The organism is Janthinobacterium sp. HH106, from assembly GCF_001758725.1.
Taxonomy (GTDB): Bacteria; Pseudomonadota; Gammaproteobacteria; order Burkholderiales; family Burkholderiaceae_D; genus Janthinobacterium.
In genome coordinates this window covers 81922-95904 of the sequence record NZ_LRIC01000045.1, presented here as the reverse complement: position 1 = coordinate 95904, position 13983 = coordinate 81922, and the positions used below count along the sequence as shown (strand labels likewise).

At 66.9% G+C, this 13983-nt stretch carries 9 protein-coding genes; 4 read left to right on the top strand and 5 right to left on the bottom strand.

Going from position 1 to position 13983, the window contains the following annotated elements:
- Positions 1-149: 149 nt before the first annotated feature.
- Positions 150-1958: an NAD(P)/FAD-dependent oxidoreductase gene (locus tag JAB8_RS17195; RefSeq protein WP_070290732.1), complete on the bottom strand. Its 1809-nt coding sequence runs from the start codon at positions 1956-1958 to the stop codon at positions 150-152.
- A 143-nt stretch (positions 1959-2101) separates the two neighbouring features.
- A complete protein-coding gene (locus JAB8_RS17190) occupies positions 2102-3244 on the bottom strand; it encodes a helix-turn-helix domain-containing protein (RefSeq protein ID WP_070290731.1) in 1143 nt (380 codons plus the stop codon).
- A gap of 209 nt (positions 3245-3453) precedes the next feature.
- On the opposite strand from JAB8_RS17190, the gene JAB8_RS17185 reads away from it, so the two are divergent.
- From JAB8_RS17185 to JAB8_RS17170, 4 genes are all read left to right on the top strand, one after another.
- Positions 3454-4950, top strand: a complete 1497-nt coding sequence (locus tag JAB8_RS17185; RefSeq protein WP_083287781.1) for an alginate export family protein — start codon at positions 3454-3456, stop codon at positions 4948-4950.
- A 28-nt stretch (positions 4951-4978) separates the two neighbouring features.
- Positions 4979-6307, top strand: coding sequence for a serine hydrolase (locus tag JAB8_RS17180; RefSeq protein WP_070290730.1), 1329 nt, complete (start codon positions 4979-4981; stop codon positions 6305-6307).
- A 79-nt stretch (positions 6308-6386) separates the two neighbouring features.
- Positions 6387-7955, top strand: coding sequence for a CHASE2 domain-containing protein (locus JAB8_RS17175; RefSeq protein WP_083287779.1), 1569 nt, complete (start codon positions 6387-6389; stop codon positions 7953-7955).
- A 63-nt stretch (positions 7956-8018) separates the two neighbouring features.
- A complete protein-coding gene (locus JAB8_RS17170; protein WP_070290728.1) occupies positions 8019-8450 on the top strand; it encodes a GFA family protein in 432 nt (143 codons plus the stop codon).
- Positions 8451-8597: 147 nt separating this feature from the next.
- On the opposite strand, the gene JAB8_RS17165 is transcribed toward JAB8_RS17170, so the two are convergent.
- From JAB8_RS17165 to JAB8_RS17155, 3 genes are read right to left on the bottom strand one after another with little or no spacing between them, the layout of a single operon-like run.
- Complete coding sequence (locus tag JAB8_RS17165) at positions 8598-11372, bottom strand: Hsp70 family protein (RefSeq protein WP_070290727.1); 2775 nt, start codon at positions 11370-11372, stop codon at positions 8598-8600.
- Positions 11373-11374: 2 nt separating this feature from the next.
- Positions 11375-13246 (bottom strand): Hsp70 family protein, encoded by a 1872-nt coding sequence (locus JAB8_RS17160; RefSeq protein ID WP_070290726.1) that lies wholly within the window; start codon positions 13244-13246, stop codon positions 11375-11377.
- Positions 13243-13824, bottom strand: coding sequence for a DUF2760 domain-containing protein (locus JAB8_RS17155; RefSeq protein WP_058047836.1), 582 nt, complete (start codon positions 13822-13824; stop codon positions 13243-13245). The genes JAB8_RS17160 and JAB8_RS17155 overlap by 4 nt, the downstream gene beginning before the upstream one ends.
- Positions 13825-13983 lie beyond the last annotated feature (159 nt).

The window sequence follows — 13983 nt, the reverse complement described above, 5'->3', positions numbered from 1 at the left end:
ACCGTTCGCAATACCACGAACGGCATGAGGGGAATAATACAAGGTCGGATTAGCGCGGCAAGGCCGCGCGTAATCCGACATGAACCGCCAACAAGGTGTCGGATTACGCGCTTCCCGCGCTAATCCGACCTACATGGGTTGCATCGCCTTTACGCCAGGTGATGCACTTCCTGCTGCCCATACACGGGCGTGTTCAACCCTTCCATGCGCGCCTTCAGCTGCAGCGACAGGTATTGCGAATAATGGCGCGACTGGTGCAGGTTACCGCCGTGGAACCACAGCGATTGCTGCTGCGTGGGTTTCCACATATTGCGCTGCTCGCCCTCCCACGGGCCCGGGTCCTTCGTCGTGGCCGAACCGAGGCCCCACACCTTGCCCACTTTATTCGCCACCTCGGGCGAGATCAGGTCGGCCGCCCAGCCGTTCATGGAGCCGTAGCCGGTGGCGTACACCACGAGGTCGGCGGGCAGCTCCGTGCCGTCGGACAGCACGATGGAATGGGCTTTCAGTTCCTGCACGCCGACCCCGCTTTTCAGCTTGATCTTGCCCTCGGCGACCAGCTCGGAGGCGCCCACGTCGATGTAGTAGCCGGAGCCGCGGCGCAGGTATTTCATGAACAGGCCCGAATCGTCGTCGCCGAAATCGAGCATGAAGCCGCGTTCTTCCAGGCGCGCATAAAAGTCCGCATCGCGCTCGCGGATGGCCTTGAAGACGGGCTTCTGGAAGTCGGCCAAAATCTTGTATGGGATCGAGGCGAACGTCAGGTCGGCCTTGTTTGTGGTCATGCCGGCCGCCAGCGCCCGTTCCGAATACAGGTCGCCCAGCGCCAGGTCCATCAAGGAATCGGACTTGACGATGTGCGTCGACGAGCGCTGCACCATGGTCACGTCCACGCCCGCTTCCCACAGGGCGGCGCAGATATCGTGCGCGGAATTGTTCGCGCCGATGACCACCACCTTCTTGCCGGCATACGCGTCCGGTCCCGGATGCTGCGACGAGTGCTGCTGCTCGCCCTGGAACACGTCCATGCCCTTGAACTTCGGCATGTTCGCCTTGCCCGACATGCCCGTCGCCAGCACCAGCTGCTGCGGCTTCAGGGTGACGGGCTGGCCATCGCGCAGCACCTGCACCGTCCACTCGCCGCTGGCTTCGTCGAAGCTGGCCGATTCGCATGACGTCGAACCCCAGTAGTTCAGCTCCATCACCTTGGTGTACATTTCCAGCCAGTCGCCGACCTTGTCCTTCGGTGTGAAGACGGGCCAGTTATCCGGGAAAGGGATGTACGGCATGTGGTCGTACCAGACCGGGTCGTGCAGGCACAGCGATTTGTAGCGCTTGCGCCAGCTGTCGCCGGGACGGGCGTTTTTCTCGATGATGATGGTGGGGACGTTCAATTGCCGCAGGCGCGCGCCCAGCGCGATGCCTCCCTGGCCGCCGCCGATGATGACGCAGTAGGGCTGGCGCGCGTAGCCCAGTTCGGCCGCTTCCTGTTCGCGGTGCTCCAGCCAGCTGCTGCGGTTGGTGCGCGCCCCGTGTTCGGCGCCCATGGCCCGCCGGCGGCCCTTGGCTTCCTCAAAACCCTTCAATTCGCTCATGGTGGTGAGCAGGGTCCAGATCTTGCCGTCGCGGATGCGGATGAAGCCCACGCCGCGCGCCACGTTCGTTTCCACCGTGATCCAGCTTTGCACCACGCCGCCCGCTTCCACCGCATGTTCGCCGTCGGCGATGCGGATGGCAACCGGCTGCACGGCGCCCAGCTGGGCGGCCAGCATGGCGGCGATCTGCCCGCGGCCTTCCAGGGTTTTCAGGTTCCAGGTAAACAGCACCAGGTCGCGCCAGTAGCCATCCTGTTCGAACAGCTGTGCGGCGCCCGTGCCGTCGCTGGCGCGAAGACAGCCTTCGAGCTGCTCCAGGATGCCGGCCACGGCCAAGTCGTGCGGGTTGATTTCGGTTTGCATCGTGTCTCCTCCAAGTCTGCTGACTTTATGATGGGATGCGGCTGTGTTGCCGCTGACGATGTTGTAACACTGGCGTTCCAGCCCCGCATTCCGCAGCGCAGCATGGCGGAATGTGAGACGGAAATCTCAGCGTGCCGTATGCCTTACTGGCGGTGCGGCGGCACGATGTGCAGCTGCTTGATGCGCCGGTACAGGGTGGCGCGCGAGACGCCCAGCATGGCGGCCGCCTGCAGCGGGCGCCACTTGGCGGCGTTCATGGCGTTGACGATGCGCGTGCGCTCGGCCAGCTCCGGCGGCGTGCAGGCCGGCGCGTCCTGCGTCACGGGGGCCGCGTTCTTGATGCGTACCCGCGCGCTGGCCTGGCGCAGCGGCGCGCGCACGCGCGCGTGCAGCCAGGTGCCGCCGCCGGCCAGGCGCAGTGACAGCAAATTGTGTCCGGTACGCGCATCGAACAGCCGTTCGGCGCGCACTTCCAGCACCTCGGCGACGGGGCGGGGAAGGGCGTCCAGGCCCCCGATGACGTCGCGCGCGCAGCGGTTGGCGGCGACGATGTCGCCATGCTCGTCGATGGCGAGCAGCATCTCCGGCTGCACTTCCACGAAGTGGCGGTTGCGGTGCGCCAGCAGGATGCAGCAATGGCCATAGGAGGTGAGAAAAAAGCCGTCCTCGATCAGGGTCGCGCCCTGGCGCACCAGCTGTTTGACCAGGCGCTGGCTGTCGCGCGCATCGGGCGAATTCAAGGCCGAGGCATCGAGCACGCCGATCAAGTCGCCGTGCGGTGAAAAGATGGGGGCGGCGCTGCAGGTCAGGCCCGTGAAGGCGGCGCGGAAGTGGTCGGTCTTGTGCACGGTGATGGCTTCCTGGTCGAGCAGCACGGAGGCGATGCCGCACGTGCCTTCTTCCTCTTCCGACCAGCACGAGCCCGGGTACAGGCCCGCCTTCTTGAAATCCTTGCGCTGGTCCGTGTCGACCGCGTAGTCGATCGTCACGCCGCGCGCATTGGCCAGGATGACGCAGTAGCCCGCTTCGCGCACCATGGCGTGCAGGCGCGGCAGGCACTGGCCCGTGGAGCGCAGAAAATTTTCCTCGGACTGCTGGATGGCGCGCAGTTCGGCGCCCGTCAGGATGCGCGGCCCCGTGGTGGAGGCGGGATCGAGCCGGTAGTCGTCCAGCGAGCGCCGGTACGACGACGCCAGCCTGGCCGTATCGGCGCCAGGATTGACGACGCGGCCGGCGATCAGGTCGCGCACGCGCTCGATATGGCTGGTCTGGCGGACGTAGGGCATGGCGCTCTCCGGTATCTCGGTATCTGCTTTATGGTATTTCGTTTGTAGCACGAAGCCCCGGATGGCGCATCCTGCGCTGCAGCATCGGCTGCCGTGAGACGTTCGTCTCAACGCCTGGCGCCGCACAATAGGATGCTTTACAACAATAAAAAAGAGCATCTCTGATAACATCCGTTCAAATCTGAGGTCAGCTATCGCAAGGGATACCTATGACAACGCAAGCGATGTTCCCCGTGCGCAGCTCACTCGTCCTGGCCCTGCTGGGCTGGAGCGCCGCCTGCGCCGCCGCCGGCCAGCTCGATCCCGATGGCCAGAGCAGCATGGAAAAAGAGGTAGCCCGGCGCGCCGCCGTTGAACCGGCCATGGCCGCCGGCTGGCACATGATGCGTTCCGTGGAAGCGGGCGTGCAGGTGGCCGGCGAGAGCAATCTGTTCTGGAAGCTGTCGAATACGCCGGCGCGCAATCCCGGCTTCGATTTCAATCCCTACTGGTACGAGTTCTATGTCAAGCCGGCGCTCGGTTTCAAGCGCAACGTGGGCGACGGCAAGCAGCTGTATGCGCGCGTGTCCGCCGTCGGCTCGGGCACCTTGCGCCACGATCCGTTTGGCGCGGGCGACACGGGCCGCATCTCGATCGAGGAATTCGTCGCCGGCATCCGCATGCCGCTCGGCGGCACGCGCGCCATGGTCGATGTGTCGGCCGGCGCGCAGAATTTCACGCTGGGTACCGGCATGCTGATCGCCAATGGCGGCTCGAACGGCTTTGACCGCGGCGCGCTGAAACTGGGGCCGCGCAAGGCTTTCCAGAATTCCGTGGTGGCCAGAATAAGCCAGGACGCGTTCAGCGCCCAGGCGTTTTATCTCGACCCGAATGAAAATCCCGACAACGATAGCGGCACGCGCGTCGTCGGCGTTGACGTCAGCTACGCGCCCGCGAACGACCGCAAGGCCGGCGTCGCGTATGGCAAGGTGCCCCGTTCGCATGCGGCGTATCCGCAGGCGGCGCCAGGCGGCATCGGCGCACCGCTGGCCGTGCCTGACGGCCGCAAGGACTTGCAGTTCGTGTATGGCTACGCGCGCGTTCCCGTGCTGCCCACCGTGCTGTCGAAAGGCTGGTTCGGCGTCGATGCCGCGCGCGAGTGGAATACGCGCGAGCCGATGCGGGCCTGGGGCTGGCGCACGGAAGGGGGCTTTTCGCTGCCCGACGTGGCGTGGACGCCGAAGTTCACGCTTGGCTACCAGAGCTTTTCCGGTGACGATCCGCGCACGGCGCGCAATGAGCGCTTCGATCCGCTGTTCTTCGAAGGCACGCCGGGCGCCTGGGCTTCGGGCAGCAAGGCGACCTGGGTCTTCGTCAATGCCAACGTGAATGCGCTGCAGGCCACCATCGAGCTGCACCCGACGCCGAAGGACACCGTGACCGCCTACCTGGCCCAGGTGCGGGCCAACCAGATGGGCAGCCCGCTGCAGTTCGGCCAGGCCACGCGCCTCGACGTGCCGGGCGGCGCGCCCGTGGTGATCGCCGGCGTGCTGCGCCCGATGCTGGCCAACGACGTCTTCGTCAAATACGTGCGCGTGGTGAACCCGAATACCTACCTGACCCTGGGCTTCAGCGCCTCGTTCGCGCAGTCGGGCGTGAACCAGCTGGTGAACGGGCAGGCCAGGACTTGGACGGGATGGCTGGCGAACGTGGTATGGGTTTATTAAATATTCTGTCTATCAAGGAGAGCATCGCATGAACGATTTTCCCAGCATGAAACGCCTGGCCCTGGCCGCCGCCTGCCTGGCGCTGGCCGCCGGCGCCCACGCGGCAGAGACGACGGTGCCGCTGTCAGCGGCCGCCAGCGATCCGGCCGCATTGAAATGGATGGTGGGCGCGCCGCCGCCGGCCGATAAAATCATCCGCTTCGACGATGGCAGCTATTTCAATTTCCCGCAGCTGCGCTGGAGCGTGTCGCACTTCCGCCAGCTGATGCCGACGGTGGACGTATCGCGCGGCTTGAAGGCACCCGTGCCCTTGAAACGCGCGCTGCGCAACGATATCGACGGCCTGCGTTTCACCCCGCTGGGGGCGCAGGAAACGATGACCTGGGAACAGTCGCTGGGTGCCAACTACACGGACGGCATCGTGGTGCTGCACCGGGGCCGCATCGTGTATGAACGTTACCTCGGCGTGTTGAAGGAAAGCGGCCAGCATGGCGCCATGTCCGTGACGAAGTCCGTCATGGGCACCCTGGGCGCGGCGCTGGTGGCCGAAGGCAAGCTCGATCCGGACAAAAAAGTGGCCGATTACGTGCCGGAACTGGCCAAGTCCGCGTTTGGCGACGCCACCGTGCGCCAGGTGCTGGACATGACCACGGGCCTGCAATTCAGCGAAGATTATGCGGACCCGAAAGCGGAAGTGTGGCAGCACGCGGCGGCCGGCAGCCCGCTGCCCAAGCCCAAGGATTACACGGGGCCGCGCAGCTATTTCGAGTACCTGCAAACGGTGCGGCACGAGGGCCGGCATGGCGAGGCGTTCGGCTACCGCACGGTCAACTCCGACGTGCTAGGCTGGATCATCGCCCGTGTCACGGGCCAGAACGTCAACGACTACCTGTCCGAGCATGTCTGGCAAAAGCTGGGCGCCGAGCAGGATGCCTACATGACGGTCGATTCGACGGGCACGCCGTTTGCCGGCGGCGGCTTGAATGCGGGCTTGCGCGACCTGGCCCGCTTCGGCGAAATGCTGCGCAACGATGGCCGCTACAACGGCCAGCAGATTCTGCCCAAGGCAGCCGTCGACGATATCCGCCGCGGCGGCGACAAGCAGCTGTTCGCCAAGGGCGGCTACGATTTGCTCAAGGGCTGGAGCTACCGCGACATGTGGTGGGTCACGCATAACGACCATGGCGCCTACATGGCGCGCGGCGTGTACGGCCAGCGCATCTATGTCGATCCGAAGGCGGAAATGGTGATCGTGCGCTTCGCCTCGACGCCGACGGCGGCCAATGCGGCGAACGACCCGACCACCACGCCGGCCTTCGAAGCGCTGGGCAAGCTGCTGCTGGCCAAGCCGAAGTAGGTTGCCAGCAGTGCGGCTGAACGGGCACAACTGCAATATACTATCCTTTCGTCATCATTTGTTGCTTGAATGATAATTCATGCAACGCACGCGAAGGGAACGCACCGTGGAAACCAGCCAGCCGGACCAACCGCGCCCCCCGCTGTGGCGGCGCCTGCTGTGGCCGGTCGCCCAGCTGGGCTCGGCCTTCAAGCTGACGGGCACGCATCTGCTGCATCACGTGATCGGCGCCAGCCTGATCGCCGCGCTGATGCTGGTGCTGGAAGGTTTTCACGTGCTCGAATGGCTCGATGCGGCCATGCTGCGCGCCAGCGCGGAACAGGGGCAACTGCTGAACCGGGGCAAGGACCCGGGCGCCGCCTACCGGCCCGGCATCATCGAAATAGACCAGCCCGCGTTCGAACAGGTGTTCGACGAGCGCGAACCGCTGGAACGCACGCGCCTGGAACAAGTGATCGCCAGCGCCGCAGCGCGCGGCAGCAAGGTGCTGGCCATCGACCTGGACCTGGCGCCGGCCGTGTATGAACAGCACAAGGATGGCGAGCGGCCGCTCGACCGCTTGCTCGACCGGCTGGCCGCCGACGACCGGCAACTGGTGCTGATCCTGCCCGAGCAATCGGACCGGAACGCGAACCTGACATGGATACGCGCGCGCTGCGCGGCCGGCATCCACTTCGCCAGCCCGCAGATCCGCGAGCGCATGGGTGCCGTCACGCGCATCGAGCTGAAAAGCCCCGTGCTGGCGGCCGTGGCCTTCGAGCTGGCGCATGGCGCCGACGAGCAGGAGCAGAAGCAGCCCATGCCGGCCATCCTGTCCGAGCAAAAGGAAGTGGTGGCGCTGGCCGGCCGCGTGTGCCAGCTGGCGCAGCGCACGGGCAGCGAAAAGGAATTGGCGCGCTGGGCGTTCGAACCCGTCATCCACGGCGACGCCAGGGCGGCGGCGGAACAGAACGCCGTCACCGCGCCGTTTCACCCGGCCGCCGTGGCGCCGGCCTTCCTGAATTCCACGCGCACGCGCGTACAACTGATCGATGGGCAGGCCGGCGTAGCGGCGAATGCACTACGCAAGAACGTCGTGTATATCGGCAGCACCTATGACGTGCGCGACCGCTATACGACGGCCGAAGGCGAGCAGGCCGGCCTGCACCTGCACGCGGCTGCCCACACGTCGCTGGGCATCGGCACGGCCGACGTGAATAAATACGTGGTGTTCGCGGCCGACATCGTCATCGGCGTGCTGCTGGGCTGCCTGTTCGGCGGCCTGTGGACCCTGTACGGCCGCGCCGAGCTGGCCATCGACAAGCGCATGGAAGACCACGATTTCAGCCGCCTGCACCGCGTGGGCACCGTGGCGGAATTCTATGGCATCCGCCTGATGCTGGCGCTGGTGTGGGCTTCGCCGTTCGCCATCGGCGCGCTGGCCATCTACCTGTCGCGCGGCTTGCTTGAGCAGGGTTGGTGGGTCAATCCCGGGCCCCTGATCGCCGGCATGTTCCTGCACGCGATGTCGCTGCGCGACGAAGCCCACCACCCGCACGAGGAAGTGCCGGGCCTGTCCGTATGGGCCCAGCTGCGCCGCACGCATCCGGGCATCGTGCTGGTGCAGGCGCCGCTGGCGCTGCTGCTGTTGATCGTCGCCGTGATCTAGCGCAAACCGTGGCGCCGCGGCGGCGCTAAACTGGGCGCCTTTTTCATATTGCAGGAGGATGCCATGCTGACGGGAGGATGTTTGTGCGGCGAGGTCCGCTATGACGCTGGCGCGGACAGCTTTCATCAAAGCGCCTGCCACTGTTCCGTGTGCCGCCGCGCGTCGGGCGCGCCGTTTGTCGCCTGGTTCAGCGTGCCACGGGCGAACTTTCGCTGGCGGCAGGGGCAAGCCATGTCGTATGCGTCCAGCGTCCATGGCACGCGCAGCTTTTGTCCCCGCTGCGGCACGCAGCTGACCTTTGAAGACAGTGCCTATCCCGATGAAGTCGACGTGACTACCTGCAGCCTGGACAATCCCGAACAGCTGCCGCCGCACAGCCATATCTATACGGGCACGCAGCTGGAGTGGGTGAAGCTGGCCGATGGCTTGCCGCGCTATCGGGGCTCGCGCAGCGAGGAGGAGGAGCCTGGAGGGAAGGCGAGCAGGTCGGATTAGCCCGGCGGGCGTAATCCGACGTGTCGTTGCCGCTCAAGGACGCGGCATTCTGTCGGCGAGCGCACTGCCGCGCCATTGCCCTATTTTTGGATGATAGTGGCATTGTCGGATTACGCTACGCTAATCCGACCTACGTGAGCCATGGTTTCAGCCGATCAGCTTCAAGCCCGGCGGCAGCGCCTCGCCCAGCATGCGCCGGGTAGCTGTTTCATCCAGCTGTGTCACTTCGCTGACCATCGTTTGCCACAGGGGCGGTGCGCCCACCGCTTTCAGGCGGGCGAGGATGGTGGCCCGCAGGTCGTCGGCGATGTCGCGTGAGCGGTCGCCCGTCATGCGCGCCAGGTGGGCGGCGGCAAACGCCGCCGGTTCCACTTTTTTCCAGTCCAGCGCCAGCAGCACGTGCAGCCAGTCGGCCACGGTGTCGCTGTCGACCACTTCGTGCGCGCTGCCGTGGAAGGGCTGGCGCGCGCCGACCCTGGCCAGCGCCCACAGGGTATTTGTGTCCGCCGCTTCGCCCCTTTTATCAGCCTTTTGCAGGCGCTTGATCAGCCAGGCGCCCACTTCGGCCTTGTAGGCGCCGGGGATGCGCTCGAGCGATGCGCCCATGCGCAGCATGTCGTCGTCGCTGCCGTTGACGAGGGTGACGGGGCGGCTGCCGCGCTGGGCCGCATCGGCTTGCAGGTTGAAGGCGAAGTCGTCGAGCAGGCGCAGCTGCTGCTCCGAACTCAAGCCGCCGGCGACCCTGCGCCACAGGGTCCACCATTCGGCGCACACCTGGTTGTCCTTGTGATGCTGGACGCCCGCGTCGAACAGGGCCCACAGCTGCTCGATACGCCACGGGTCGAGCGCATCGCCATAACCGGGCCGCAGACAGTAGCCGGCCAGATTCAGCCACACCCGCTCATGCTCGGCGGAGCGGCGCCGGCCACGGGCGCGCAGCATCAGGGCGTCGAACAGCTGGCGCAGCAAGGGCGTATCCCAGCTTTCGCGCCCGCCCAGTCCCCGTTCCAGGTGCTGGCGCAGCTGGCGCACTTCCTTGGTCTCGACCTTTTGCGCCTTGCCGCCGAAGATGCGCTCGATCTTCTCGGCCGCTTCCTTCACGCGCGGCGGCACGCTGGACGTGTCGGCCTGCGTTTCCTCCTCGCCACGCAACTGGAATTCCAGCAGCCACCGCTGGTCGGCATCGGCTTCGGCCACGCAGTGCACTTCCAAGGTGCCCACTTCCGTCATCACGGTGGCCAGCTGCACGGTGATCTCGCGCTTGTCATTGCCGTCGCTGGCGTGCAGCACGCTGGCCAGCGGCGGCAGGCGCAAGTATTCTCCGGCGTTCAGGTCGACGATCTCGCCCAACTTGGGCGGCGTGCCCGACTCAAAGAGGGAAGTGGCCAGGTGGAAGCGCACGGGCCGGCCCAGGCGCAGCGCGAACAGGCGCTCCGTCAGGCGGATTTCCTCGCCGCTGGCACTGCCGCGGGGCAGGATGCAGACGGCGCGATGGTCCTTGCCCGCCTCGCCCAGCACGAGGAAATAGCTGCGCGGCGAGCCACCGCCGATGCGCGGCGCCTGGCCCCGTCGCGCCAGCGCGTAGGCGACGGCGCCACGGGCCACGGCCACGTCGGGGTTATCGTTGTGCAGGATGGTGAGGGGCTGGCCCCGCCAGTGCGCCAGCGTCTCGGCCAAGCGGCGCGCCAGCGCGTCGGCGCGGAACACGCCGCCATTGAGCAGCAGGGTGTCGGGCAGTGGCCCTTGGTGCTGTTGCAAAAAGCTGGCCAGGTGGCGCGTGATGGCCGCGTCCTGCGCATACGGCAGGCCGAATTCGACGATGCCGGCGCGGCCCTTTTTCGCCGTGTCGCCCAGTTCCACCTTCGGGAAGAAGCCGTCGACCACCAGGGCTGCCACTTCCTCGCGCGTGACGTCGGCGGAACGGCTGCCGCCGATCAAACGCGATCCCGCGCCCAGCAGGGTCACGGTGACGCTGTCGGGCGCGTCGCTCGACAGCAGCAATTCCTTGGCGGCGCGGCAGCGCTCCATCAGTTGTGACAAGCGTGCGGCAGACAGTTTCATGCCGCCTTCGCTGCCTGCCGCCATGCGCGTTTCCACCAGGTGGGCCAGCGCCAGGTCCATATTGTCGCCGCCGAGGATCAGGTGGTTGCCCACGCTGCTGCGCGTGAGCTGCGGTGCGCCGTCGTCATCGAAGGCCACGTCGATCAGGCTGAAATCGGTGGTGCCGCCGCCCACGTCGCACACCAGAATGCGGCGCGTCTGTGCCAGGTCAGCACGCAGGGTGGCGCGCCGGCGGTGCAGGTAGTCATAAAAGGCGGCCTGCGGCTCTTCCACCAGCCGTAAGGTGGGCAAGCCCGCCATGCGCGCCGCTGCCAATGTGAGTGCGCGCGCACCCTCGTCGAACGAGGCGGGAATGGTCAGCACCAGTTCCTGCTGTTCCAGGGGAGCGTGCGGGAAGCGGTGATTCCACGCGGCGCGCACGTAGGCGAGGTAGCTGGCACTGGCCGCCACGGGCGAGACCTTGGCCACGTCGGCATCGGCGCCCCACGGCAAAATCGGCGCCTGGCGGTCCACGTTCGCATGCGACAGCCAGCTCTTCGCGCTGGTGACCAGCCGGCCCGGCACCTGGGCGCCGAGCTGGCGCGCGAAGGCGCCCAGCACGGCATGCTCAACGTCCTGCTGCGGCCACGGCAGCGGCAAGTCGCCCGCCGCCAGTTCGCCGGCGGCGGGGTGGTAGCGCAAGGACGGCAGCAGGGGGCGTGCGCCCACTTCGCCGGGCGCGACCAGCTGCTCGATGGCGAACAGCTCGATGTCCGCCTGCCCATCTGCCGCTTTGGCCGCATTGGCGTACGCCACCACCGTGTTGGTGGTGCCCAGGTCGATGCCGACCAGGAAGGCCGGCTTGCCCGCAGCGTTGCCCATGTTTATTGCTGCGGCGCGCCGCGCACGTCGAATTCCACCTTCCAGCGCTCGGCGCCGTCAGGGGAAACGGCCAGCAGCTCCAGGGTGCCCGCTTCCGTCACTCTGGCGTGCAGCTTGACTTGCACCACGTCGCCGGCCTGACGGCCTTCGGCGGACAGGGTCGCCTGGATTTCGCTCAGCTCCTGCAATTCATCGGGACCCCAGAAGTCGAGCAAGTCGCCGATCTGGTCGTTGCGGCGCGTGGACGAGGCGAAGAAGCGGAAATGCACGGGTTCGCCCACGACGAGGCCGAATTGCTGGCCCGGCAGTTCCAGCTCGCTGCCTTCTTCCATGCCGAACGGCGCCACGCACAGGGCCTGGATCGGCGGTTCCATGCCGGGGATGGCGGGCATGGCCGATTCGATGGCCACATAAAAGGCGCTGGCCGTGCCGCCGCGGATGCGCACGCCGTGGCCGCGCCGTACGTAGCTGTAGTAGGCCGCGCCACGGGCGACGGCCAGGTCCAGGTCGGCCCCGGCCAGCATGCGCGCCGGCTCCGCGCCTTCCATGTACAGCCAGTCGTTGACGGTGGCCATGATGCGCTGCACCAGCAAGTCGGACTTGAAGACGCCGCCGTTGAACAGCACGGCCGTCGGATGCAAGAAGCTGGCGCCTTCCGCCTGGCGGCCCGCAAAACCTTCCAGTTCGCTGGTCGCCGCCACTTGGCGGCCCAGGAAGGCGGCCAGGTGGCGCGTGATGGCCGCGTCCTGCGCATACGGCAAGCCCAGTTGCGTCAGGCCGGCGCGCGTGCGCACGGCAGGGCGGCTCGACGCTTCCACCTGCGGGAAGAAGCCGTCGAGAATGAAGGTGGACACTTCCGCGCGCGTCAGTTCCGTGCGGATGGAGCCGCCGATCAGCTTCGAGCCGCGGCTGGGCACGACGATCGGTGCCACATCGAGGCCGCTGTCGGCCAGCAGGCTTTCCTTGGCGCTGCGGCAGCCATAAGTGAGTGCGCGCATTTGCCAGGCATCGAGCTGGGTGCCGTTGGCGGCGAGCTTGCGCGCCACCAGGTGGGCCAGCGCCAGGTCCATATTGTCGCCGCCGAGCAGGATGTGTTCGCCGACGGCCACGCGGTGCGGTTCCAGCACGCCGTCGCGCTCGAGCACGGCGATCAGCGAAAAGTCGCTGGTGCCGCCGCCCACGTCGACGACCAGGATGATGTCGCCCGGCTTGACTTCCTTGCGCCAGCGTCCTTCGCTGGTCTGGATCCAGCTGTACAGGGCCGCCTGCGGCTCTTCCAGCAGGGTCAATGAGGTGTAGCCGGCCGCCTGCGCCGCTTCCATCGTCAGCTCGCGCGCGGCCGGGTCGAACGAGGCGGGTATCGTCACCGTGATTTCCTGCTCGGCGAACGGCGCTTGCGGGTGGGCGTTGTCCCAGGCCTGGCGCAAGTGCGTCAGGTAGCGCGTGGCGGCCGTGATCGGGGAGATGCGCGCCACTTCCGCCGGCGCGTCGTTCGGCAGGATCGCCGCGCGGCGGTCCACGCCCGGGTGGCACAGCCAGCTTTTCGCACTCGACACCAGACGGATGGGCGTGGTGGCGCCGCGGCTGCGGGCCATTTCGCCCACGACGAACGGCGCTTCGGCTTCCTCGGTGACCCAGGGCAGGGCCAAGTCGCCCGCCGCCACTTCGTCGGCGTGCGGCAGGTAAACGAAGGACGGCAGCAGCGGCAATTCTTCGACGGTGCCCGGTGCCGACAGTTGCGGCACTTTCAGCACGCCGTGGCTGGACTTTTCGCCGTCGCTCTCGACCAGGTTCACATATGACAGGGCGCTGTGGGTGGTGCCCAGGTCGATGCCGATGGCGTAGCGCGGGGTGTTGTTGGCTTGATCGCTCACAGTTCCACCTCGGCTGGCGCCAGGATGGCGGCGTCGTGTTGCTCGCTCAGTTTCGGCAGGCGCACGCTCGAGGCGCGCCAGCCGCGGTGGCTCAGGGTGCCCGTGAACGGCGCGGAACCGACCACGTTGCCCGTCAGGCGTACTTGCGCGGAATCAAAACCTTCCTGCAGCACGATGCGGCTGCCCTCGGCTTCCTGGCGCACGGCGTCGATGGTGAAGTATTCGCGCATGACCTTGGCGCAGCCTTCATGCACGACACGGGCGGCCGCGCCGATGTCGGCATCTGCATGGCTGCCCAGGTTTTCCTGGGTAAAGTCGATCAAGCGCGCTTCGCGTTGCAGCAGGGCCAGCAATTGCAGGGCCGCGTCCGGTGTCGCTTCCTTCAAGATGACGGGGGCGGCTGCCGGCGTCGGCACGGGCGCCGGAGCAGGGGCTACGGGCGCTACCGGCGCGGCCTCGGGCAGCGACAGCTTTTCCACGCGGGCCGCATAGGCGGCGTCCGACAGGGTGCTGAAGAAGGCGCCGAAGGCCAGCGGGACACGGCGCCAGAACGATGGGTGGGACGATGAGGTGCTCATAGGGAACTCGTTTCTCTGATCTGTAGGGAGGCGTCGGCGGCGCGCCCGGTGGCGGGGCCGCTTCGCAGGGTAGTGCATGTGCCGCGCCAATATGGCCGGCTGCGTTTGCCCGCATGATACCAGCTACCGGGCCGGCGCCAAAGTCACCGGCCCCCGCGC

What these genes read in the sequence shown, in the direction of transcription:
- JAB8_RS17195 (WP_070290732.1), bottom strand. Translation starts at nt 1,958, where the DNA reads ATGCAAACCGAAATCAACCCGCACGACTTGGCCGTGGCCGGCATCCTG.
- JAB8_RS17190 (WP_070290731.1), bottom strand. Translation starts at nt 3,244, where the DNA reads ATGCCCTACGTCCGCCAGACCAGCCATATCGAGCGCGTGCGCGACCTG.
- JAB8_RS17185 (WP_083287781.1), top strand. Translation starts at nt 3,454, where the DNA reads ATGACAACGCAAGCGATGTTCCCCGTGCGCAGCTCACTCGTCCTGGCC.
- JAB8_RS17180 (WP_070290730.1), top strand. Translation starts at nt 4,979, where the DNA reads ATGAACGATTTTCCCAGCATGAAACGCCTGGCCCTGGCCGCCGCCTGC.
- JAB8_RS17175 (WP_083287779.1), top strand. Translation starts at nt 6,387, where the DNA reads ATGCAACGCACGCGAAGGGAACGCACCGTGGAAACCAGCCAGCCGGAC.
- JAB8_RS17170 (WP_070290728.1), top strand. Translation starts at nt 8,019, where the DNA reads ATGCTGACGGGAGGATGTTTGTGCGGCGAGGTCCGCTATGACGCTGGC.
- JAB8_RS17165 (WP_070290727.1), bottom strand. Translation starts at nt 11,372, where the DNA reads ATGGGCAACGCTGCGGGCAAGCCGGCCTTCCTGGTCGGCATCGACCTG.
- JAB8_RS17155 (WP_058047836.1), bottom strand. Translation starts at nt 13,824, where the DNA reads ATGAGCACCTCATCGTCCCACCCATCGTTCTGGCGCCGTGTCCCGCTG.